22 protein-coding genes are annotated in these 22,531 nt (G+C 69.5%); 11 read left to right on the top strand and 11 right to left on the bottom strand.

Features of this window, described 5'->3' with window-relative positions; all coding sequences use genetic code 11:
- Positions 1-549 carry an orotate phosphoribosyltransferase gene (gene pyrE, locus G3T36_RS03365; RefSeq protein ID WP_163287985.1) on the top strand — a complete coding sequence of 183 codons (549 nt, stop codon included), beginning with the start codon at positions 1-3 and terminating at the stop codon, positions 547-549.
- Positions 549-2,726 carry a hypothetical protein gene (locus tag G3T36_RS03360; RefSeq protein ID WP_163287984.1) on the top strand — a complete coding sequence of 726 codons (2,178 nt, stop codon included), beginning with the start codon at positions 549-551 and terminating at the stop codon, positions 2,724-2,726. The genes pyrE and G3T36_RS03360 overlap by 1 nt, the downstream gene beginning before the upstream one ends.
- A gap of 91 nt (positions 2,727-2,817) precedes the next feature.
- Here G3T36_RS03360 and G3T36_RS03355 read toward each other — a convergent pair whose 3' ends face one another.
- Positions 2,818-3,615 (bottom strand): HAD-IIA family hydrolase, encoded by a 798-nt coding sequence (locus tag G3T36_RS03355; protein WP_163287983.1) that lies wholly within the window; start codon positions 3,613-3,615, stop codon positions 2,818-2,820.
- 96 nt (positions 3,616-3,711) lie between these two features.
- Between G3T36_RS03355 and G3T36_RS03350 the strand changes: the two genes are divergently transcribed.
- Positions 3,712-4,359, top strand: coding sequence for a TrmH family RNA methyltransferase (locus G3T36_RS03350; RefSeq protein WP_193570971.1), 648 nt, complete (start codon positions 3,712-3,714; stop codon positions 4,357-4,359).
- 15 nt (positions 4,360-4,374) lie between these two features.
- Here G3T36_RS03350 and G3T36_RS03345 read toward each other — a convergent pair whose 3' ends face one another.
- Both G3T36_RS03345 and G3T36_RS03340 read right to left on the bottom strand, forming a co-directional pair.
- The gene (locus G3T36_RS03345) at positions 4,375-4,791 is read right to left on the bottom strand and encodes a dipeptidase (RefSeq protein WP_163287981.1); all 417 of its coding nucleotides are present in this window, start codon (positions 4,789-4,791) and stop codon (positions 4,375-4,377) included.
- A 90-nt stretch (positions 4,792-4,881) separates the two neighbouring features.
- A complete protein-coding gene (locus tag G3T36_RS03340) occupies positions 4,882-5,724 on the bottom strand; it encodes a metallophosphoesterase (protein ID WP_338031439.1) in 843 nt (280 codons plus the stop codon).
- A gap of 133 nt (positions 5,725-5,857) precedes the next feature.
- Here G3T36_RS03340 and G3T36_RS03335 point away from each other — a divergent pair, with 133 nt between their 5' ends.
- Entirely contained in the window at positions 5,858-7,144 is a 1,287-nt protein-coding gene (locus G3T36_RS03335; protein WP_163287980.1) for an adenylosuccinate synthase, read from the top strand.
- Positions 7,145-7,227: 83 nt separating this feature from the next.
- Here the strand turns inward: G3T36_RS03335 and G3T36_RS03330 are convergent, their stop codons facing one another.
- The gene (locus G3T36_RS03330) at positions 7,228-8,517 is read right to left on the bottom strand and encodes a GNAT family N-acetyltransferase (protein ID WP_163287979.1); all 1,290 of its coding nucleotides are present in this window, start codon (positions 8,515-8,517) and stop codon (positions 7,228-7,230) included.
- Positions 8,518-8,558: 41 nt separating this feature from the next.
- Between G3T36_RS03330 and G3T36_RS03325 the strand changes: the two genes are divergently transcribed.
- From G3T36_RS03325 to G3T36_RS03310, 4 genes are all read left to right on the top strand, one after another.
- On the top strand, positions 8,559-8,912 hold the full coding sequence (locus tag G3T36_RS03325) for a chorismate mutase (protein WP_163287978.1): 354 nt from the start codon (positions 8,559-8,561) through the stop codon (positions 8,910-8,912).
- Entirely contained in the window at positions 8,909-9,856 is a 948-nt protein-coding gene (locus G3T36_RS03320; protein ID WP_163287977.1) for an SDR family NAD(P)-dependent oxidoreductase, read from the top strand. The genes G3T36_RS03325 and G3T36_RS03320 overlap by 4 nt, the downstream gene beginning before the upstream one ends.
- Before the next feature lie 46 nt (positions 9,857-9,902).
- Positions 9,903-10,322: an organic hydroperoxide resistance protein gene (locus tag G3T36_RS03315; RefSeq protein WP_163287976.1), complete on the top strand. Its 420-nt coding sequence runs from the start codon at positions 9,903-9,905 to the stop codon at positions 10,320-10,322.
- A gap of 106 nt (positions 10,323-10,428) precedes the next feature.
- Complete coding sequence (locus G3T36_RS03310) at positions 10,429-11,337, top strand: EamA family transporter (RefSeq protein ID WP_163287975.1); 909 nt, start codon at positions 10,429-10,431, stop codon at positions 11,335-11,337.
- Here the strand turns inward: G3T36_RS03310 and purL are convergent.
- The 7 genes from purL to kynA all read right to left on the bottom strand — a co-directional run bounded on the left by purL (position 11,316) and on the right by kynA (position 19,121).
- Positions 11,316-13,670 (bottom strand): phosphoribosylformylglycinamidine synthase subunit PurL, encoded by a 2,355-nt coding sequence (gene purL, locus G3T36_RS03305; protein ID WP_163287974.1) that lies wholly within the window; start codon positions 13,668-13,670, stop codon positions 11,316-11,318. The two genes, G3T36_RS03310 and purL, sit on opposite strands and share 22 nt — an antisense overlap.
- A gap of 177 nt (positions 13,671-13,847) precedes the next feature.
- Positions 13,848-14,546: a phosphoribosylformylglycinamidine synthase subunit PurQ gene (gene purQ, locus G3T36_RS03300; RefSeq protein WP_163287973.1), complete on the bottom strand. Its 699-nt coding sequence runs from the start codon at positions 14,544-14,546 to the stop codon at positions 13,848-13,850.
- Positions 14,546-14,803, bottom strand: coding sequence for a phosphoribosylformylglycinamidine synthase subunit PurS (purS, locus tag G3T36_RS03295; RefSeq protein ID WP_163287972.1), 258 nt, complete (start codon positions 14,801-14,803; stop codon positions 14,546-14,548). The genes purQ and purS overlap by 1 nt, the downstream gene beginning before the upstream one ends.
- A 41-nt stretch (positions 14,804-14,844) precedes the next feature.
- Entirely contained in the window at positions 14,845-15,771 is a 927-nt protein-coding gene (locus tag G3T36_RS03290; RefSeq protein ID WP_163289048.1) for a PaaX family transcriptional regulator, read from the bottom strand.
- Between the two features lie 2 nt (positions 15,772-15,773).
- Positions 15,774-17,147 carry a kynureninase gene (locus G3T36_RS03285; RefSeq protein WP_163287971.1) on the bottom strand — a complete coding sequence of 458 codons (1,374 nt, stop codon included), beginning with the start codon at positions 17,145-17,147 and terminating at the stop codon, positions 15,774-15,776.
- Positions 17,148-17,218: 71 nt separating this feature from the next.
- On the bottom strand, positions 17,219-18,247 hold the full coding sequence (locus G3T36_RS03280) for an amidohydrolase family protein (protein WP_163287970.1): 1,029 nt from the start codon (positions 18,245-18,247) through the stop codon (positions 17,219-17,221).
- Position 18,248: 1 nt separating this feature from the next.
- A complete protein-coding gene (kynA, locus tag G3T36_RS03275; RefSeq protein ID WP_163287969.1) occupies positions 18,249-19,121 on the bottom strand; it encodes a tryptophan 2,3-dioxygenase in 873 nt (290 codons plus the stop codon).
- Positions 19,122-19,281: 160 nt separating this feature from the next.
- On the opposite strand from kynA, the gene G3T36_RS03270 reads away from it, so the two are divergent.
- From G3T36_RS03270 to G3T36_RS03260, 3 genes are read left to right on the top strand one after another with little or no spacing between them, the layout of a single operon-like run.
- Positions 19,282-20,457: a TIGR03364 family FAD-dependent oxidoreductase gene (locus tag G3T36_RS03270; protein ID WP_163287968.1), complete on the top strand. Its 1,176-nt coding sequence runs from the start codon at positions 19,282-19,284 to the stop codon at positions 20,455-20,457.
- Between the two features lie 20 nt (positions 20,458-20,477).
- On the top strand, positions 20,478-21,341 hold the full coding sequence (locus tag G3T36_RS03265) for a phosphonatase-like hydrolase (protein ID WP_163287967.1): 864 nt from the start codon (positions 20,478-20,480) through the stop codon (positions 21,339-21,341).
- Between the two features lie 55 nt (positions 21,342-21,396).
- Complete coding sequence (locus G3T36_RS03260; RefSeq protein WP_338031438.1) at positions 21,397-22,509, top strand: zinc-binding dehydrogenase; 1,113 nt, start codon at positions 21,397-21,399, stop codon at positions 22,507-22,509.
- Positions 22,510-22,531: the final 22 nt, after the last annotated feature.

The following is a 22,531-nucleotide window of genomic DNA, read 5'->3' as shown; positions in this document are numbered from 1 at the left end:
GTGACCGACGCACGACAGCAGCTCATCGACTACATCTCGTCCGACGCCGTCTTCCACGGCGACTTCACGCTGACCAGCGGCAAAAAGGCGAGCTACTACGTCGACCTGCGCAAGGTGAGCCTCGACCACCGGGTGGCCCCTCTCATCGGCCAGGTGATGATCGATCTCATCGCGGACGTCCCCGACGTCTCCGCGGTCGGCGGGATGACGATGGGCGCCGACCCGGTCGCAGCGGCGATCCTGCACCAGGGCGCCGCGCGCGGGCTCTCCTACGACGCGTTCGTCGTGCGCAAGGAGCCGAAGGACCACGGCCGCGGCAAGCAGGTCGAAGGGCCCGAGCTCGCCGGCAAGCGCGTGATCGTCCTCGAAGACACCTCGACCACGGGTGGGTCGCCGCTCAAAGCGATCGAAGCACTCGAGAAGGTTGGAGCCGTCATCGCCGGCGTCGCCGTCGTCGTCGACCGCAACACGGGCGCCCGCGAGAAGATCGAGGATGCCGGCTACCCGTATTACGCCGCCATCGGTCTGGCTGACCTGGGGCTGGAATAGTGGTCGATCCCCGCGACCGTGACGGTACCGACGACCCCGAGACGGGCGCCGGCGCCGAGGGCGCGGACGAGCCGGACACCGGCAACTCCGACTGGTTCTACCACCAGCTGAGCGGTGGGCGACGACGCGCTCGCGCGGCCGAGGCTGCGGCTGCGGCGTCTGGCAAGGATGCGGACGAGCCGCCGATCACGGAACCTGTCGCCCCCACCTTCGACCCGCAGTTCCCGGACGTCACCAGTCCGTTCACCACTCCGGAACCCGCCCCGGCCGTTGAGCCGACGACGACCTGGAGCATCCTCGACGTCCCGGTCACTCCGGCAGAACCCCCGGAGCCCGTGTCTCCCACTGAACCGAAGCCGCAGACCGGCCCGATCTTCGAGCCTGGTGCGCCCTTCGTCTGGAACCTCAAGCCCGGCGTCGGCTCCGACCCGCTCGTCGCGCCCCCTGCCGCATCGGCGGGGCTTACGCCCGCCGCCCCCACACCTGCTGCGCCAGAGCCTGCCGAGCCCACGCCCGCCAAAGCCACGTCCGAATCGATCACGCCTGCCGAAGCGCCGACGACAGACGAGGTCGCCCCTCCGACCCGCGCCTTCCAGCCACCCGCATACGACGTGCCGGCCGTCCCGCCGACCCCGGCCGTTCCGCCGACCCCGGCCGTCCCGCCGACCCCGGCCGTTCCGCCGCCCGCAGCCGTGCCGCCGGCCGAACCCGCCCCGCAGACACCTCCACCGTGGTCGCCCGCGCCACTCGTCCCGCTCGTAGGGTCCGGCGCGACGGCGGCGGACGACGAGGCCGACGAGGCCGACGGCGACGGGCACGGCCTCGCCGCCCTCCTCGGCATGTTCGACGAAGCAGAGCCCGAGCCCGCCGCACGGGAGGATGGTCGGCCCGCGACCGACACGACTGACGTCGGTGCAGCCCAGGTCCACCCCGAGATCCCACCGATGGCACCGGCCTTCTTCGAGCCGGCGCCGCTCGTGCCACCGGCTTTCGCCGTGCCCGTGGTTCCGGCCGTCGCTCCCGCCCCGCCGACCGTGCCGGTCGAGGCGCCCCGGTTCCCGGCGATACCTGGGCTGGTGCCGCCTCCCGTCGGGGCGACACCAGCCGAATCCTCCCACCTCGCGGAACCCGCTCCTGAATTCGACGAGGATGCCGACGACGAAGGGATCGACGACCTCGCCCCACCGCCCTACGACGAGGCGGCTGCGCGCGCAGCCTCGGCGAACACGGCGACGGTGCTCATGGATGCGGCGGCCATCGAAGCGGTGCGTGCGGATGCGCCCGAGCCGGCCGAGGAGACCACCCTCCTGATGGGCGCGATCCCGTCGCCTGCCACCCAGGCGCTCGACGCCGAGAGCCTGGCCGAGGCATCCGCGCCGACCGTGGCGATGGCGCCCGCATCCGCGCCGACCGTGGCGATGGCGCCCGCATCCGCGCCGACCGCGGCGATGGCGCCCGCATCCGCTGCCGCTGCCGCCGCCGCAGCGGGACCGGACGACGTGCTCACCACGTCGCGTCGTTCCCGTGGAACGAACCCGCACGGTGAGACACCACCTGGCGGAAGGCCGCCGGGTTCGCCGGGGAACAGGCGCATCCTGTTCTGGGTCGCCGGAGGCCTTGTGGCCCTGCTCATCCTCATCGGTCTGTTCGTCTTCGGAACCCGGCTGCCGAGCATGTTCACCGGGAGCACCCCGGTGTCCACTCCCGCGCACACGACGAAGGCGACGCCCAAACCCACGCCGACGCCGACTCCCACGCCGACGGTGATCGCGAAGCCGGGCGCGCCGGCGCCCGTCGGGGTCTCGAAGTGGTCCACGCTGGCCGGCGGCGAGTGCATCCAGCCGTACACCACGCCGTGGGCGGAGACCTTCACGATCGTCGACTGCGGCACGCCGCACACCGCCCAGATGGTCTACTCGAACCTGTTCTCCGCAGACCCGGCCGCTCCTTATCCCGGCGCGCCTGCTCTCGCCAACCAGATCAACCTGCTGTGCACCAAACCGGGCGTGATCAACCTCCAGGCGGCGAGCGCCTACCCCGACCTGCAGCTCCAGGGCACCTACCCGGCGACCCCCCAGCAGTGGGCGGACGGCCTGCGGTCCTATTACTGCTTCGCGAGCCGCTCCTCCGGCCAGCCGATCACCGGCTCCGTCGCCGGCCCCGGCCCCCAGGGTTGAGCCGCGCCCGCGTTCGCCGAGCACACGGTTCTTCCGGCTATGAGCCGATCTTTTCGGGAAGAACCCTGTGCTCGCGCGAAGAAGTCAGAGCTCAGAGGTCCGACTCGACGGGGGTTGGCGTGACGAGCTCGCTCACGCCGGAGACGATCTCGTCGGGCCGGAAGGGATAGCGGTCGACCTCCTCCTGGTCGCTGATGCCCGTCAGCACCAGGATCGTGTGCAACCCGGCCTCGATGCCGGCGACGATATCGGTGTCCATGCGGTCGCCGACCATGGCCGTGTTCTCGGAGTGCGCGCCGATCCGATTCATCGCCGACCGGAACATCATCGGGTTCGGCTTGCCCACCACGTACGGTTCGCGCCCGGTCGCCTTCGTGATCAGGGCGGAGACGGCACCGGTCGCGGGCAGTGGACCTTCCGAGCTCGGCCCGGTCGGGTCCGGGTTCGTCGAGATGAATCGTGCGCCCGCGCCGATCAGTCTGATCGCTTTGGTGATCGCCTCGAACGAGTAGTTGCGCGTCTCCCCGACGACGACATAGTCGGGGTCGACGTCAGTCATGATGAAACCGGCTTCGTGGAGGGCGGTCGTGATTCCCGCTTCGCCGATGACGAACGCGCTGCCGCCGGGCATCTGCGATTTGAGGAAGTCGGCCGTGGCCAGCGCGGATGTCCAGATCGCCTCCTCCGGGACGTCGAGTCCGGATGCGCGCAGCCGGGCCGCCAGGTCACGCGGCGTGAAGATCGAGTTGTTGGTGAGAACGAGAAACGGCGTGCCCTGGTCGCGCCACTGCTGGATCAGCTCCTGCGCGCCGGGCAGCGCGCTGTTCTCGTGGACGAGCACACCGTCCATGTCGGTGAGCCAGCATTCGATCTCGTTGCGTCGCGACACGCATACCCCTTTCGACGGACCAGTTTCGACGCCCCCAGCTTAGGCTGCGCGGCGATACGCCACATTTCGCGGAGGTTCCAATGCGGTACCAGTAATCTGGGTGCCGTGGACCCCGAGCACGCAGCCAATCCGACCGCGGAGCTCACCACGCACGGGGTCGGCCCGTGGCAGGGCGAACTCCCCGACGATCCCCGTTTCGATCCGGACCTCCTGGCGCACGGCGACACCCGCAACGTCATCGACCGCTACCGGTACTGGCGCATGGAGGCGATCGTCGCCGACCTCGACGAGCACCGGCATCCGTTCCATGTGGCGATCGAGAACTGGCAGCACGACATGAACATCGGTTCGATCGTGCGCAGCGCCAACGCGTTCGGCGCCGACACCGTGCACATCATCGGGCGGCGCCGCTGGAACAAGCGCGGCGCGATGGTCACTGACCGCTACCAGCACGTCGTGCACCACGACGACGTGGCCGACTTCGTGGCGTGGGCCCACGAATCGTCCCTCCCGATCATCGCGATCGACAATGTTCCCGGTTCCGTGATCATCGAGACGTTCGCCATCCCGCGGGAGTGCGTGCTGCTGTTCGGGCAGGAGGGGCCAGGGCTGTCGGATGCGGCGATCGCGGCCTCCGATGCGGTGGTCGAGATCAGTCAGTTCGGCTCCACGCGCTCGATCAACGCGTCAGCGGCGGCCGCCGTCGCCATGCACACCTGGATCACCCAGCACGTCGCCTTCTGATGAGCGGTCGCGGGCTCAGCGTGTCCGCTGCTCGACCCGCCACACCAGTTTCAGTCCCGACCAGTCCTCGTCGACCGCGGCCACTTTGACGTCCACGATCCCGCCGCGTTCGAGCGCCGTATTCCGAATGACGTTGTCGCCGAGATCGCTGACGTGGCCCGCGGCCTTGCGCGGCCACGCGATCCACAGGGCGCCGGCGGGGAAGATGCGCTCGGCGAGATCGTCGAGTTCGGCGACATAGTCGGCGACCGTCCGGTAGAAGGCGAGCACCAGGTCGAGCGGTCCCTCATCCGTGCCGTGGTCCTCGACCCACACGACACCGTCGGGCGCATCCGGGATGCTCCACCCGGGGTCCGCGTGCGCGAGGAGTACTCGCGACCCGGGCTTCACGCCGAGCTTCTTCCACAGCGGCGTTCCCGAGTATCCGGCCATGGCCCAAGCCTATTTCGTCACGTGGCCGAGCTCAGGAAAAGGGGTGAATCCGGGCCGCATTCGCCCCGTTTTCCTGTTCTCGACGGCATTTCAGCGGGGGCCGTACGAGGCGGCTATGCGATCGATGGCGGCCCGGTCGAGCTCGTAGACCGGGGATCCGTCGCCGGGGCCGGGCGCGGTGATGAACATCGCTCGTGGTGCTTCGTCGCCGACCAGTTCGACGTAGGCGAAGCCGGACCCGATCGCTGCCCGCTCGGTACCCGGGGCCGCGAGCACATCTGCCGTGTTCGCAACGGCGGGTGCCACGACGAGGGGGATGCCCTCGGCCTCGGTTGCGAGCGAATGGTGGTAGTGGCCCGCCAGGATGAGACGCACGTCACCCGTCGCGCACACGTCGAGCAGGGCGGCGGGGTTCTGCAGCTCGAGTGCCTGCAGCAGCGTCGTCTGGGCGGGAACCGGAGGATGGTGCAGCACGACGATCGTTCCGTTCCTCGACGGCGTCTCGAGTGCCACCCGCAGGGCGTCGAGCTGCGCCTCGTCGAGGTTCCCGTAGCCCGCACCGGGCACGGCGCTGTCGACGGTCGCGATGCGGAACCCCCTGATGTCGAGGGTGCGCGTCCGCTGCCCGAGCACCTCCTCGAATCCAGCCTGAAGGTCGTGGTTGCCCATCGCGTAGACGACCACGGCTCCGCGTTCGGCGGCCCACGGTTCGAGCATCCCGGAAAGAATGCGGTACGACTCGGGCGAGCCGTCGTCGGAGAGATCACCGGATGCGACGACCACGTCCACCGCGTCGAGCTCGCCGGCCCGCTCCAGCGTCCTGGCGAGCGCCGCCCGCGTGTCGACGAGCCCGTAGTGCAGAGTGCCGTCGCCGTACAGGTGCGTGTCGGACAGGTGCAGGATGCGCAGGATGCGCTCAGATGGCGTGCTCACCCTGCAACCCTACGGCGCGCCGCCGACGCACGACGGGCCATCCCCACCGCGATCGCAGGCGCTTTCGGCCGCCACGATAGGATCGAGTGCAACGGGAACCGGCCCCAGCGCGCTTCCACGAGAGGACTGAACAGTGCCCGCGATCGTGATCATCGGCGCCCAATGGGGCGACGAAGGCAAAGGCAAGGCGACCGACCTCCTCGGCAGCCGCATCGACTATGTGGTCAAGTTCAACGGTGGCAACAACGCCGGCCACACGGTCGTCGTCGGCAACGAGAAGTACGCGCTGCACCTGCTGCCGTCGGGAATCCTGACCGAGGGCGTCACGCCGATCATCGCGAACGGTGTCGTCGTCGACATCGAAGTGCTCTTCGAAGAGCTGGATGCGCTCATCGCCCGCGGCGTCGACGTGTCGCGCCTGCGTGTGAGCTCCAACGCGCATGTGATCACCCAGTACCACCGCACGATCGACAAGGTGACCGAGCGCTTCCTCGGCAAGCGCCAGATCGGCACGACCGGCCGGGGCATCGGCCCGACGTACGCCGACAAGATCAACCGGGTGGGCATCCGCATCCAGGACCTCTTCGATGAGAACATCCTGCGGCAGAAGGTCGAGGGAGCCCTCGACCAGAAGAACCACATGCTGGTCAAGGTCTACAACCGCCGGGCCATCACCGTCGACGAGGTCGTCACCGACCTGCTCAGCTATGCGGAACGACTCCGGCCGATGGTCGCCGACACGGGGCTGCTGCTGCACCAGGCACTCGACGCCGGCAAGTACGTGCTGTTCGAGGGCGGCCAGGCGACCATGCTCGACGTCGACCACGGAACGTATCCGTTCGTGACCTCATCCAACTCGACCGCCGGCGGCGCAGCCACGGGCTCCGGCATCGGCCCGAACCGCATCGACCGGGTCATCGCCGTCGTCAAGGCGTACACGACGCGGGTCGGCGCCGGCCCCTTCCCGACCGAACTGTTCGACGAGTCCGGTGAGTGGTTGCGTGAGCGCGGCTTCGAGTTCGGCACGACGACGGGGCGCCCGCGGCGCACCGGTTGGTACGACGCGCCCATCGCGCGCTACTCGGCGCGCATCAACGGGGTGACCGATTTCGTGCTGACGAAGCTCGACACCCTCACCGGCCTCGAACGCATCCCGGTGTGCGTCGCCTACGACGTCGACGGCGTGCGCCACGACGAGGTTCCCGCCTCGCAGACCGACTTCCACCACGCAGTGCCGATCTACCAGGAGTTCCCGGGCTGGTCAGAAGACATCTCGGGCGTCCGGGAGTTCGGGGATCTGCCGCAGAACGCGCAGGACTACGTGCTGGCGCTCGAAGCGATCAGCGGCGCCCGCATCTCGGCGATCGGCGTCGGGCCGGGTCGCGACGCGATCGTCGTGCGGCACGACCTGGTCGACTGAAGCACGGCCCAGTCGTCACCAACTCCCCTTTCCCGGCGCGGATGAGGGGAGATAGCGACGACTCGGCGGGCTCGGGAAGAGCGCTAGAACCAGGTCGAGAGACGGGGAGGGACGGCGGTGCGGAAGACGCGGTCCAGGGCGTCGGCATCGCCGGTGAGCTTGCCCGCGAGCGCGAGGTGCCGGGCCGCGTCGTGGCCCAGGTAGACCGAGCCGAGCGAAGCGACCGGCAGGGTCACGTCGGGTGACGCGGTCGTGGACTCGACGGTCGCCTCGCCGCCGCTCACGCGCATCCGGTACCGGCCGCCGGCGAACCCCATGTCGTCGGTGACCTCGATCGTGAGTTCGCCGTCCTGCTCGTACCGTCGGGCGCCGAGCGCCGCGGGGACGTCGAGGATGCGCACCCACAGGTGGTCCTGAACACCGACGACGCGAGCGCCGCGGACATCCGAGACGAGGTGGTGCAGCGGCTCATCGACACCCCGGGTGTCGATGTGCACCTCGGCCACGAGATCGAGTTCGAGCAGGTACCGCCACAGGGCGGTGAGGGCCTCATCCGTCGCGGCGGCGAGGTAGGTCACGTCGACGGTGTGCCGCACGAAGTCGTCCGCATCCTTGACGACGTAGCTCACGAATCCTTCGGGCTCGCCGGTGGGGGAGTCGTAACGCACGAGGCGGTACTTGTCCGCCAGGGAGTTGCCCTTGAGCGGCCCGATCACACGATCGGCGTGGTACGGCGTCTGCTCGATCTCGCCGGCGCGGGACGCCATCACCGCGTGGAGGACCGCCCGGCCCGTCTCCCGGTACGCCTCGGGTTCGGTGAACGAGAGCGTGCCGGTCGTCGCCGGGCCCGCCCATCGCACCCGCTTCGTGTCGACCCGCCATTCGCTCGCGAAGGTCGCAGGCCCGAAACCCCACCGGCCGTAGATCACCGACTCCGACACGGTGAGGATCGCGATCGGCACGCCGAGGGCGTGCGCCGTGCGCAGTTCGGCCCCGAGCAGTGCGCGGGCGATGCCCCGACGTCGATGGGTCGGCGCCACGGTGACATTGCTGATGGCCCAACTCCCGACAGCTGCGCCCCCGGGGACGGTGAGAGGGGCGATCCACGAGTTCGCCGTGCCGACCGGGGAGGCAGCCGCCGGTATCGAGTCGTCGTAGACGCCGGTCGTCCGCAGATCGCGCTGGTAGTCACGCGTTTCACGGAGTGTCTCATCGCTCGGGCGCCCGCCGAGGAAGCCGCGGTGGTCCGCACGCAGCCACTCGTCGAATGCAGCGTCGTCGGAGGTGTCGACCAGCGACAACCTCAAGCCGCCTTCGGCCAGGGCACGGGCGGACTGTTCGTCGATCGGCTGGGTGAGATATGTCTCGGTCACCTCACCACCGTATCGGCCGGTCAGGGCGTTAGGGTCGGTCTATGGCCCCGAACGACATCCCCGCTGCCGACCTGGAAACGTCCGCCGACGCCGCGGTCTTGGAACAGCTGCACAGCATCCGCCAAAGCATCGACAACATCGACGCCGCGGTCGTGCACATGCTCGCCGAGCGCTTCAAGTTCACGCAGCAGGTCGGCAGGCTCAAAGCGGCTCACGGTCTGCCGCCGGCCGATCCGGAGCGCGAGCGCGAGCAGATCCAGCGCCTCCGGGCGCTCGCCGAGGAGAGCCACCTGGACCCTGCGTTCGCGGAGAAGTTCCTCAACTTCATCGTGGCCGAAGTGATCCATCACCACGAACGCATCGCGGGATCCACCGCCGAAGACCGGGCGTCGTGACCGGAACGGCGGCCGGGCTGCCCGACCAGACCGGCAAAGTCGTCGTGGTCACCGGCGCGAACAGCGGAATCGGCTACTTCACGAGCGAGCAGCTCGCCGCGGCGGGAGCCCACGTCGTGCTCGCCTGCCGCAGCCGGGAGCGCGGCCATGCGGCGGTCACCGCCATCCGCGGGCGCGTCCCCGGAGCCAGTGTCGAACTGCTCGACCTCGATGTCACCGACCCCGAATCGATTCGCGCGGCTGCCGACGTGCTGGCGGCGCGCGGCCATCTCAACGCGCTCGTCGAGAACGCCGGGATGGTGCATCCGCCGGCGAGACGCGAAACCGATTCGCGCGGCAACGAGCTCGTGCTCTCCACCAACGTGCTCGGCCACTTCGCGCTCACAGCCCTCCTCTACCCGACGCTCGCGCAGACTCACGGCGCCCGCGTCGTCGTGCTCGGGAGCCTCGCGAGCCGCCTCTCGACCTTCCGCCTCGACGATCTGCAGCTCGTACGCCGTTACAGCGGATGGCGTGCGTACGCGCAGTCGAAGATCGCCGTGCAGGCCTTCGGGTTCGAACTCGATCGCCGGCTGCGCCTGGCGCGGAGCGGAGTGATCAGCCTGGTCGCGCATCCGGGCTATTCGATCAGCGGCCGCACGCCGGGCATCCGGGGCGTCAACGAGCCGACGCGCATGACCCGGTTCGTCGACAACCTGCAGGCCGTCGGCACGCAAGGTAAGGATCGGGGAGCCTGGCCGGTCGTCCAGGCGGTCACCGACCCGGATGCGCGGGGCGGCGACTACTGGGGCCCCCGCTACCTGACGCGAGGGGCGCCCACGCGGCAGCGGCCCACAGCGACCAGCAGCGATCCCCAGGTGGGCACCCGGCTCTGGTCACGACTCGAAGAGTTCTCCGGAGTCCGATTCGACGTGGACCAGGCGCCCTATACACCCTCTTCCTGACGCCGCCTTCAGCGCCCGTTCAGCCGGCCGGTGTGGGCTGACGGTCATGGAGATCGCTTACACGGCCATCGCGCACGCATCAGGTGGAGGCCGTGACGGCCATGTTCGCAGCGAGGACGACTTCCTCGACTTCGACACCCGTCCCCCGCGCGAACTCGGGGGATCAGGCGAAGGCACCAACCCCGAGCAGCTGTTCGCGGCCGGGTTCGCCGCCTGCTTCCTGAGTGCACTGCACGCGGTCGGGCGGCGCGAGAAGCTCGACACGCGCGACGCAGGGGTGTCGGCGAGCGTCGGCATCGGCGACAACGGTGCGGGCGGCTACGGGCTGGCCGTCGAGCTCGACGTGTACGTGCCGAATGTGGGGCGCGCGCAAGCTGAGGAGCTCGCAGACAAGGCCCACCTCGTGTGCCCGTACTCGAACGCGACCCGGGGGAACGTGCCCGTGAGGATCACCATCGTCGACTGAGGCGTGCGGTGTCCGTGGGTGGCGGCGAGGGATGCCGGCGGCGGGGTCGGCGTGCGGTGTCCGAATTCCGCGAGCGGATGTCGGTGGACGCCGGTAACGTCGAAGGGTGAAGGTCGCCGTCCAGTTCATCGCCATGGGTCTCGTCTGGGGCGCCAGCTTCCTGTTCATGAAGGTGGGCCTCGAGGGCGTGAGCTTCGGGCAGGTGGTCTGGGCGCGCCTTGTCTTCGGCGCGATCACGCTGGGCATCATCGCGCTGGCGACACGGAGCCGCCTGCCTCGGGAGCCGATCGTCTGGCTGCATTTCGTGGTGGTGGCGATCACCTACTGCGTGATCCCGTACCTGCTGTTCGCCTGGGCCGAGCAGTACGTCTCGTCGAGCCTCGCCAGCATCTACAACGCCGTCACGCCGATCACGACCGCGATTCTCGCGACCGCCGCCTTTCGGGTCGAGAAGCTCAACCGTGACCAGGTGCTGGGCGTCCTGGTGGGAATCGTCGGTGTCGTCGTCGTGGTGGGGCCATGGCAGATCTCGGCCCTCACCGGCAGCCTGTGGGGGCAGCTGGCCTGCCTCGGGGCTGTTACCTGCTACGGCTTCAGTTTCGGCTACATCCGCCGCTTCATCAGCCATCGGGACATGCCGGCGACGACGGTGGCCTTCATGAACATCGGTGTGGCCGCGGTCATCATGATCGCGCTGACCCCCGTGGTCGCGCTGGGGCCGATCACCTTCAGCTGGCCGGTGCTGCTGAGTCTCCTCGCCCTCGGTGCGCTCGGCACCGGGGTGGTCTACATCTGGAACATGAACGTGCTGCGGGCGTGGGGGCCGACCGCGACGTCCGGGGTCACCTATGTCACACCGGTCGTCGGAGTGGCGCTCGGGATCCTCGTGCTGCAGGAGTCGCTCAGCTGGAACGAGCCGGTGGGGGCCGTCGTCGTGCTGCTCGGGATCCTGTTGACCCAGCAACGCGTGCGCGTGCTGACCCGCGACCGGGCTCAGTCGGTCTTGGCGAGGTAGCCGGCGCCCGGCTTGGCGGAGACGACCGGACCGAAGTATTCGGGCAGTGTCGCCTTGTGGGTGCTGCCCAGCTCTTCGAGTCCGACCGTGAAATAGTCCTGGATCTCGAGCACAGGCTGCGTGCCCACTTCGGCATCGGTCACGCCGATGCGTAGCACCGGGTAGCCTCGGCCCTCGCAGAGTCCGCGGAACTTCACGTCGTCTTCGCGCGGCACCGAGACGATGACGCGGCCGGTCGATTCGCTGAAGAGCGCGGTCGTCGCATCCACACCGTCACGTTCCATGATCTCGGTGATCCAGACGCGGGCGCCGACACCGAAGCGCAGAACGCTCTCGGCGAGGGCCTGTGCCAGCCCGCCGTCAGCCAGGTCGTGGGCGGATCCGATCAGGCTCTCGAGGGACCCCGCCCGCAGCAGCTCACCCAGCTCACGTTCGCGCGCCAGGTCGACCGTCGGCGGAAGGCCGCCCAGGTGCCCGTGGATCGTGCCGGCCCATGCGGAACCGTCGAGCTCCTCACGCGTGACGCCGAGCAGGTAGATGTTGTCGCCTTCGTCCTGCCATCCGCTCGGGATGCGCCGCGCGACGTCATCGATCACGCCGAGCACACCGACGACCGGCGTCGGGAAGATGGGGGTGGACCCGGTCTGGTTGTAGAACGACACGTTGCCGCCGGTGACAGGGATCTCGAGCTCCAGGCAGGCATCGGAGAGACCCTCGACGGTCTGCGAGAACTGCCACATCACCTCGGGGTTCTCGGGGCTGCCGAAGTTGAGGCAGTCCGTTACCGCCGCAGGTACGGCTCCGGATGCGGACACGTTGCGGTACGCCTCGGCGAGTGCGAGCCGGGCGCCCTGCTTCGGGTCGAGCTGGCAGTAGCGGCCGTTCGCATCCGTCGCGATGGCGAAGCCGAGTCCGCTCTGCTCGTCGACGCGGATCATTCCAGCGTCGTCGGGGAAGGCGAGAGCCGTATTGCCGCCGACGAAATAGTCGTACTGGTCGGTGATCCAGCCCTTGTCGGCCAGGTTGGCGCTGCCGAGCAGAGCGAGGAACTGTTCGCGCAGAACCTCACGGTCGCTCGACCGCGGCAGCCGCGATGCGCTGTCGGCCTGCAGGGCGTCGATCCAGGCCGGGTACGCGACCGGGCGCTCGTACACGGGACCGTCGACAGCGACGGTGCGGGGCTCGACGTTGACGATCTCTTCGCCATGCCAGTTGATGACGAGCCGGCCCGTGTCGGTGACTTCACCGAGCACGCTGGTCTCCACATCCCATTTGGCCGTGACCGCGAGGAAGGCGTCGAGAAGCTCTGGCTTCACGACCGCCATCATGCGCTCCTGGCTTTCGGACATCAGGATCTCTTCGGCCGTGAGACTCGGATCGCGCAGCAGTACCTTGTCGAGCTCGATGAACATTCCGCCGTCACCGTTGGACGCGAGCTCGGAGGTCGCGCACGAGATGCCGGCCGCGCCCAGATCCTGGATGCCTTCGACGAGCTTGTCGCGGAACAGTTCGAGGCAGCACTCGATGAGCACCTTCTCGGCGAAGGGGTCGCCGACCTGCACGGCCGGTCGCTTCGTCGGACCGCCGGCGGAGAAGGTGTCCGAAGCCAGGATCGAGGCCCCACCGATCCCGTCGCCGCCGGTGCGGGCGCCGAACAGCACCACCTTGTTGCCGAGGCCGGACGCGTTCGCCAGGTGGAGGTCCTCGTGGCGGAGCACACCGACCGACAGAGCGTTGACCAACGGGTTGCCCTGGTAGACCGCGTCGAAGTAGGTCTCGCCGCCGATGTTAGGCAGGCCGAGGCAGTTGCCGTAGAACGAGATTCCGGAGACGACGCCGTGGACGACGCGCGCGGTGTCGGGCTCTTCGATGGCGCCGAACCGCAGCTGGTCCATGACGGCGACAGGACGAGCGCCCATCGAGATGATGTCGCGCACGATGCCGCCGACGCCGGTCGCCGCGCCCTGGAAGGGCTCGATGTAGCTGGGGTGGTTGTGCGACTCGACCTTGAAGGTGACTGCCCAGCCTTCGCCCACGTCGACGACGCCCGCGTTCTCACCCATGCCGACCATGAGGTTCTTCTTCATGGCGGGCGTGACCTTCTGGCCGAACTGGCGGAGGTAGATCTTCGACGACTTGTAGGAGCAGTGCTCGCTCCACATCACCGAGTACATCGCGAGCTCGCCGCTCGTCGGGCGGCGCCCGAGGATCTCCCGGATGCGCGCGTACTCGTCGTCCTTCAGGCCGAGTGCCGCGTACGGCTGCTCGCGTTCGGGCGTTTCGAGGGCGTTCGCAACGGTGTCGACGACGGATGCGGTGGAAAGGTCGGTCACGGGAGGCAGTCTCCAAGAAGTCGCGGGTGCCGGGCATCCCCAGTCTACCGGCGCTGCGCGGGCTCCCTCCCCGTCGCTGCTGGCGCCTCGGCTAGCTCCTTGCCAGCGCACTCGTTCTTTCGCAGCGCACTCGTACGTACGAGTGCGCTGGGGCGAAACTAGTGCGGTCGGAGCAAACTACGCCTCGACGAGGGTGCTTCGGATGACCGAGGTGAAGAAGGTCAGGCCGTCGACGCCGGAGCGCATAGCGGCCGGGGTGTCGGGGCCGAAGCCGGGCTCGACGGCGTGCTCCGGGTGCGGCATGAGGCCGACGACGTTGCCGCGCTCGTTGCGCACGCCGGCGATGTCGTTCAGCGAACCGTTGGGGTTGACGCCCTGGTAGCGGAAGACGACGAGGCCCTCGCCCTCGAGGCGGGCGAGCTCGTCGGCGGGCGCGATGAAGCCGCCCTCGCCGTTCTTGAGCGGGATGACGATCTCCTGCCCCTGCTCGAACCCGCTGGTCCACGGAGTCGAGACGTTCTCGACGCGCAGGTGCTGGTCGCGCCGGATGAAGTTGCCGTGGTCGTTGCGGATGAGCCCGCCCGAGACGAGGTGCGCCTCGGCGAGCATCTGGAACCCGTTGCAGATGCCGAGCACGGGCAGACCCTTGCCTGCAGCGTCGATGACCTCGGTCATGATCGGCGAGAGGCTCGCGATCGCACCGCAGCGCAGGTAGTCGCCGTAGCTGAAGCCGCCGGGCAGCACCAGCGCGTCGACGCCCTGCAGGTCGTGGTCGCCGTGCCAGAGCGCGACCGCCTCGGCGCCGGCGAGGCGGATGGCGCGCAGGGCATCGCGGTCGTCCAGCGAGCCCGGGAACGTGACGACGCCGATACGCATCAGGCGTCGGCCTCGCTGTAGTGGATGCCCACGACGTCTTCGATCACCGAGTTGGAGAGGATGTCTGCCGCGATCTCCTCGACAGCCGCCTTCGTCGCGTCGTCGATCGGCCCGTCGACGGTGAGCTCGAAGCGCTTGCCGAGCCTGACAGCGGTGAACTGGCCCTTGCCGATGCGCGCCAGGGCGCCGGCCACGGCCTTGCCCTGCGGGTCGAGCAGCTCAGCCTTCGGCATGACTTCTACAACGATGGTGGGCACGGGCACTCTCCGCTCGGCAGCTGGGTGGGGATGAGTCGATTCTATCGGGGGATCGCGGGCGTGTTTGCCGGTTGTCCACAGGTCGTGACGGCGCGCGCGAAGGCGAGCGCCGCATCCGAGTATCGTTCCCGGATGATCTCGAACAGCTCCCGGCTGGCGTGCCCCGGCCATCCCGCGGGGAGGGCCGTCTCCGGCAGGCCGGGATCGAGGTACGGGATGACGCGCCACTCGTCGAGAGCGCCGATCCAGGTCGCGAAGGCCGCGCGAGCGCCGCCCGGCGTGATATCGCGAGCGGCCGCCGCGCTCGCCGCCGGCGAGAACCGCTCGATGAACGCCTGGTGGAGCATCCGTACGCGTTCGAGGTCCCACCAGCGACCCGCGAGCTCGGCCAGCGGGCGGTCCGCGAGCGGTCGTGCGCCGGTGAACACCGTCACTTCTCCGGCGAGCTTGAGGTCGGCGAGGATGTCGCGCACGTCGTCCGCGACGCGTTCCGGCCCGATCCACAAGGCGTCGCTGACCGTGCCGCAGCCGATCCAGTCGAGCCGTCGCCGCAACTGGTGACGGCGGTCGCGATGCCGTTCGGGGATCGAGAACGAGACGAGGCACCATCCGGCGTCGACGGATGCGGCGGGCTGGAAGATCCGCGCGTCGCCTCGTTCGAGCATGGGCACCGCCTCCGGACGGAGCACATAGCCGGCGACGCCGCCGCGCGGTTCGCGGGCGAGGACGCCACGCGCGGCGAGACGAGTGAGTGTGGAGCGGGCGGTCGATGGGGGCACCTCCAGTGCGTCGAGCATGGTGATGGCGCCTGCCGTCGGCATCCACCCTCCGAGCCGACGCAGGGTGCTGCCCACGATCGTGCGCAGGAGCGACATCGAGCCGCCGGGGCGCGAATCGAAGTCGTCGAGCACCGTGTCCGCAGCGCCCGCCGCGCCAGCGCCAGCGCCCGCAGCACCACCCGCAACCATCGTCACCCGAGCCCTGACCGGTGCAGCAGTTCCGCGCGCAACGTGTCCCGCACGGCTGCCAGCCCTCGGTAGGTCTCCTCGAAACTGGTGCTGAGCGGCGACAGTCCGATGCGCAGCCCGTACGGGTCGCGGTAGTCGGGGATCACGTCCTGCTCCCAGAGCCGGGCCGTCACCTCGCGCATGGCGGAGTGGTTGAGGGTCACATGGCCTCCGCGCCTGGCTGCGTCTCGCGGGCTCGCCACGGTGACTCCGAGCGGAGCGAGCCAGTCGTCGGCGAGCGCGATCGCGAACTCGGTGAGCGCCACCGATTTGTCGCGCACCGCCTGGATACCGCACTGCTCGATCATCGCGATCGTGTCCTGCATGGCGAGCATCCCGACGATGGCGGGCGTGCCGCTGACGAAGCGGTGGATGCCTTCCCCGGCCACGTAGCGCGGCCCCATCGCGAACACGTCGCGGGTTCCCATCCACCCCTGGATCGGCTGCGCGAGCGCATCCTGCAGTCCGGCCCTGACGTAGCCGAACGCGGGTGAGCCCGGTCCACCGTTGAGGTATTTGTAGGTGCAGCCGACGGCGAGGTCGACACCCCAGGCGTCGAGTTCGACGGGCACGGACCCGGCCGAATGGCACAGGTCCCAGAGAACAAGCGCGCCGGCGTCATGCGCGATCTTCGTGATGGCAGGCACGTCGGCGATGAAGCCGGACCGGTAGGCGACGTGACTCAGCAGGACGAGCGCGGTCTGCGGCCCGACGACGGCCGCCACCTGCTCCGGCGTGACGCCGCCGGCCGTGTCCGCTTCGATCCAGCGCAGTGTCATCCGGCGCTCCTGCGCGATGCCTTCGAGCACGTACCTGTCGGTCGGGAAGTTGTCGGTGTCGACGACGATCTCGGTGCGGAACGGGCCGTCTCCACGCCGGGCGATCTGCGAATCGACGGCGGCACGGGCCAGCTTGTAGAGCATGACCGTGGTCGAGTCTCCGATGAACGCCTGCCCGGGAGCGGCCCCGATCGCCGCGCGTCCGAGCGCATCGCCGATCGTGTACGGGAGCTCCATCCACTCTTCGTCCCAGCCGCGGATGAGCCGGCCACCCCACGCTTCGGCCAGGAACCGCTGGATGCGTTCGAGGCTGGCACGGGTCGGCCGCCCCAGCGAGTTGCCGTCGAGGTAGGCGACGACGCCGCCCGTGTCGGAGGCGCTCGAGCCCCCCGTTCCGCCGTCGCCGGCATCCGAGGCCTGCGGGATACCGTGGAACTGCCGCCTGAAGTGCGCGAGCCCGTCACTGCGGTCCATCCGCCTCGCGTAGCCGAGATGGGGGTCGACGCTGCCCGTCGAGACGGCGTGCTGTCCGGGGCGGTCGGGTGTCGGTTCGGTCATTGCGGTCCTCCTGTGGTGCGGGGGCTACGGGTCAGGCGTTGCGGATGCGGCGGTCGGGCGGGTTGGCGGGTTCAGTGGGTGAGGCTGTCGACCGTGAGCCCACGGCATGTGGTGAGCCAGTGCGCTGCGGCGGCCGGGTCTGCAGGCGGTCGGCCCGGCGCCCAGGCGAAGCGCGGGCCGATGGCGGTCGTCAGCCGGTCGCCGGCGATGGATGCGACGAGCGTGTCGCGATCGAGTCCTGCGGCTGCCAGTGCGAGCAGTTCCCGGCCGTTCACGCCGACGCGCAGCGGGCCGTTCCCGAGGTCGGTTCCGTACAGGATGCGGCCCCCAGCGTCGGCGAAGCGGCGCAGGTTGTCCGTCGCCAGCTTGAATTCGCCGATCGGGGTGCCCCAGCCGTGGATGTCGAGCGTGGAGATCCATTCGGTTCCGGCGTCGGCCATGCTGCGGATGAGGTCGTCGTCGAGACGTTCCGAGAACGGGGTGTGTGCGAAGCGGTCGGCGCCTGCCCTGAATGCCCGCCGCGCTTGTCCTGCACCTTGCGCGTGGACGACGGCAGGCAGTCCCGCCTGGTGCGCGGCGGCGACGATCGCGAACGCCAGTTCATCCGACGGCGCCGGGCCCGCTTCGCTGTTCATCGTGAACTTGATGGCGGATGCGCCGACCGCGACCTGCGCGTCGACCGCGACCCGCGCATCCGCTGCATCGCCGACCTCCACCCACGCGCCGGGGGGAGCCCACCCGCTTTGCGTCGGATAGCCGCCCGGGCACGTGAGAAGCGCGCCCACGATGCTCACCTCAGGAAGGCCTGAGCTGGGCGCTCCGCTCTCGTCGCGCAGGCGTGCCGACTCGGACGGCACCCAGCCGAGGTCGGTGACCGCGGTGATCCCGCCGGCCATCAGGGCGGACGGGTCGATGAGTCCCAGGTGGACGTGGTGGTCGACGAGACGCGGGAAGAGGGTTCCCGGCAGTTCGACGTCGGCGTCCGTGTCTCGTCCTCCGACGGCATGGAGGCGGCCGCCGGCCGCGACGAAGACCGTGCGGTCCCGCCAGCCGCCCGACCACCATTGTTCGACGCCGAGCGTGAACCCGTCGGCGACCACGTCAGTCTCCCGCCGGTCCCGGGGCGCCGATCTCGGTCCGCACCGCGAACAGCTCCGGGAAGAACGTCAGCTCAAGCGCTTTCTGCAGGAACGTCACGCCGGTCGAGCCGCCCGTCCCGGTCTTCATGCCGATCGTGCGTTGAACCGTCTTCAGGTGGCGGAACCGCCAGAGCTGGAAGTTGTCCTCGAGGTCGACCAGTTCTTCGCAGGCCTCGTACTCGGCCCAGTGCTCGGTCGCGTTCTCGTAGATGCCGCGGAACGTCTCGACGAGTTCGGGCGTGAACGTGTGCGCCTGCGTCACGTCGCGGTCGAGCACCGACGCCGGGATGGCGAAGCCTGCGCGGTGGAGGTAGCGCAGGAATTCGTCGTAGACGCTCGGCTGCTCGAGCAGTTCGGTGAGAAGCGCGTGAGCCGCCGGGTCGCTCTCGAAGACGCTCAGCATCCGCCTGTTCTTGTTGCCGAGCACGAACTCGACCGCGCGGTACTGGTACGACTGGAAACCGGACGAGTTGCCGAGGAAACCGCGGAACTCGGCGTACTCGGTGGGCGTGAGCGTCGCCAGCACCGACCACTGCTCGGTAAGGGTCTTCTGGATGTGCTTCACCCGCGCGATCCGCTTGAGGGCGACCTGGAGCTGGTCGGCGCGCAGCAGGTCGCGCGCCGAACGGAGCTCGTGCAGCACGAGTTTCAGCCACAGCTCGGTGGTCTGGTGCTGGATGATGAACAGCAGTTCGTCGTGATGCTCCGGCGTGCTGACCGGACGTTGCGCGCTCAGCAGGACGTCGAGGTCGAGGTAGGAGCCGTAGCTCATCCGCCTGCTGAAGTCGGTGACGATGTCCGGATCGAATTCCCTGGTGTTGTCGTCGACGGTCACGTGTTGCATTATCTCGCCGACCGTCACGTTTACGCAACACCCGGGCGGGGCGCAGGCCGGATGTGCGCATCCGTTCACCTCACGGTAACCATCGGTTGGCGCGCGATTCGCCCGGTCTGCTTAGCGTTTTGCATACGCGAGGCGAGAGGGGATCGGGGCGATGGGAGGCAACAGCCGGCGTCACTACGATGTCGCCATCGTCGGTGCCGGAATCGTCGGCCTTGCCCACGCGGTCGCCGCCAGCAGGCGCGGACTGTCCGTCGTCGTGCTCGACCGGGCAGCCGGAATCCTCGGCGCCTCCATCCGCAACTTCGGACATCTCTGCCTCACCGGGCAGGACGGCCTCGCCCGGGAATACGGCGAAGAGTCCCGCGAGCTGTGGCTCGCGCTCGCGGCGGAGGCGGGCTTCTGGCTCCGCGAGACCGGAACGGTCGTCGTGGCACAGGCGGAGGACGAGACATCGGTCCTCGAAGAGTTCCGCGACCTGCGTGGGCCCGACGACATCGTCCTCCTCGACGCCGGCCAGGTGCGCGAACGCGTCCCTGTCGCTGCGGACCGCATCCACTCGGGCGCGTGGCTCCCGCGCGACCTCCAGGTCGACCCGCGCGAAGCCGCCGGGGCGATCGCCCGCCGGCTGCGCGCCGGAGGCGTCGACTTCCACTTCACGACCACGGTGCTCGGTGTCGAGCGGGGCCGCGTCCACACCGCACGCGGGCCCTTCATCGCCGACACCGTGATCGTCGCCGTCAACCACGACGTCGACCAGCTGTTCCCGGTGATCGCGGAAACCCACGGGATCCAGCGCTGCGGCCTCGACATGCTCCTGGTGGATGCGGAACTCGACGGCCCGCTGAGCTCGCCCCTGTTCACCGGCTGGTCACTCGTCCGCTACGCGGGGTTCACCCGCACCGCGTCGGCCGCCGCCCTTCGCGCCCGACTCCTCGCCGAGCATCCCGACCTCGCTGCCCTCGACCTGAACCAGATGTACACGCAGCGCCCCGACGGCGGCCTGATCATCGGCGACACCCACTACCGCGGCGACGGTATCGAGCCGTTCCAGGGGGAGCCGGCGTTCGACGCGCTGCTCGCTCTCGCGCGCGACCTCTTCGGTGTGAGCGACCTCCGGGTGCGCGAACGCTGGCAGGGCGTCTACGCGTCGGCTCCGCAGGACTTCCTCGTCGCATCGCCGCTGCCGGATGTGCGCGTCGTCTCCGTGACGACCGGAATCGGGATGACCACCGGGCTCGGACTGGCCGAGCGCGTCGTCGACGAGCTCTACTCCTCGACCAGCGCCCAGCGCCTGAGCGAGCCGACCACATCGCTCTCCGCACGCTGACCGCATAGAAAGGCACCACCATGACGAACGACGGAATCCTGACGTCGGAATTCGACGACGCCGGAAAGATCGACGAAGCCGTCGATGCCGCATCCGGCGGCGCGGGGGATGACGACGACGAGTACGACGAGTTCGACGAGTTCGACGTGACCGACATCGACGAGGCCCGCCGCGAGGACGACGACGAGGCGGATGACGACGGCGACGTCGACCTCGAACTGGTGGTCCTGGACATGGCCGGGACGACGGTCGTCGACGACGGGCTCGTCGAGAAGGCTTTCGTGCGGGCGGCCGACGAGGCCGGGATCGGCGAGACGCCTCAGGAGCGCGAGATCGCGCTGCAGTACGTGCGCGACACCATGGGCCAGTCGAAGATCGCCGTGTTCCGTTCGCTCACCGGCGACGAAGACCAGGCGCAGCACGCGAACGCCGTCTTCGAGAACGCCTATGCCGACTTCGTGGGGCAGGACGGCGCCACGGCCGTCCCCGGAGCTGCGGCGGTGATCGCCCTCCTCCGTGACGCCGGCGTCAAAGTCGCACTCACCACCGGGTTCTCGCCGTCCACCACTCGGGCGATCATCCGTTCGCTCGGTTGGGAGGAGTCCGTCGACGTCGTGCTCAGCCCGGCCGACGCGGGCCGCGGACGCCCGTATCCGGACCTTCCCCTCACCGCGCTGCTGCGCACCGGGGCGACGAGTGTGGAATCCATGGTCGTCGTCGGCGACACGGCGTCGGACATCCAGAGCGGCATCGCTGCGGGCGCCGGCCTTGTGGTCGGGGTCCTCACCGGAGCGCACGACGAGGCGACGCTCAGCGACGCCGGAGCGGACGCGGTCATCGGCAGCATCGCCGAACTTCCCGCGTTGCTCGGCTTTGACGAGTAGGGCGGTCACCCCCCGCGTGCTGGAAGCCCCGGCGCGTGCCGGCAAGGGGGTGGGAGTGTTCCCGTCCGCGACCGCGATGGTGTGGACGGGCGAGGGCCATGCGCACGAGGCCGTCGCCGTGCCGGGCGTGCGGTTGAGTCCGGGGGATGTCCTCGTCGAGATCGAACTCGCCACGGTCTGCGGGTCCGACGTGCACACCGTGCTCGGCCACCGGAGCGCGCCGACCCCGCTGATCCTCGGCCACGAGCAGGTCGGGCGCGTGATCGCCCTCGGCCAGGGCGGCGCGAAGACCACCGACGGGCACCGCGTCTCCCTCGGCGAGCGGATCGTGTGGTCCGTCTCGGTGCCGTGCGGACGCTGCGTGCGCTGCCGCCGGGGCCTCGGCCAGAAGTGCGTCAACCTCCAGCGGTACGGACATGAGCGGATGCGCCGGGGCTGGGAACTCTCCGGCGGATTCGCCACCCACGCCCACGTTCTCGCCGGCACCCCCATGGTTGCGGTGCCGGACGACGTGCCGGCGACCGTGCTCGCGCCGGCGTCGTGTGCGACGGCGACCGTGGCTGCCGCGATCGAAGCGGCAGCGGAGATCACCGTCCTCGATGGGGCGGTCGTCGTCGTGACGGGCGCCGGGATGCTGGGCCTGACGGCGACGGCGATGGCGACGGAGGCCGGCGCGCATGTCGTGGTCACCGACCCCGTCGATGAGCGGCGCGAGACGGCGTTCGAGTTCGGCGCTGAGGCAGTCGCCGACCCGCGGGTCGCTCCGGACGCCCCCGGGGGACTCGCAACGGCGATCACGCGGGCAGGTGGGCGGGGTGTCGCCTGCACGGTCGGACTCGACATGTCGGGATCGCCTGCCGCCGTGCGGACCCTGCTGTCGACGGTGGACGTCGGCGGTGTCATCGTGCTCGTGCGGTCACTGACATCGGGCGCGGATGTTCCGCTCGACCCCGACGTGCTGGTGCGGCGACTCCTCACGGTCCGTGGGGTCCATGATTATGCTCCACGGCACCTGGAGCAGGCGGCACGATTCCTGGTCGAGGCGCGGTCGCGGTATCCGTTCGCCGAGCAGGTCACGCGCATCCTGCCGCTGGCCGACGTGGATGAGGCGCTCGCGCTCGCCGCGTCCGGCGTCGGACCGCGCGTGGCGGTCTCGCCCCGCATGTAGCGGGCGCCCGCGCTGCGCAGCG

Source organism: Leifsonia tongyongensis (genome assembly GCF_010686705.1).
Taxonomy (GTDB): Bacteria; Actinomycetota; Actinomycetes; order Actinomycetales; family Microbacteriaceae; genus Diaminobutyricibacter; species Diaminobutyricibacter tongyongensis.
Note: the sequence above shows the minus strand (reverse complement) of the source record. Positions and strands in the feature narration are given on the sequence as shown.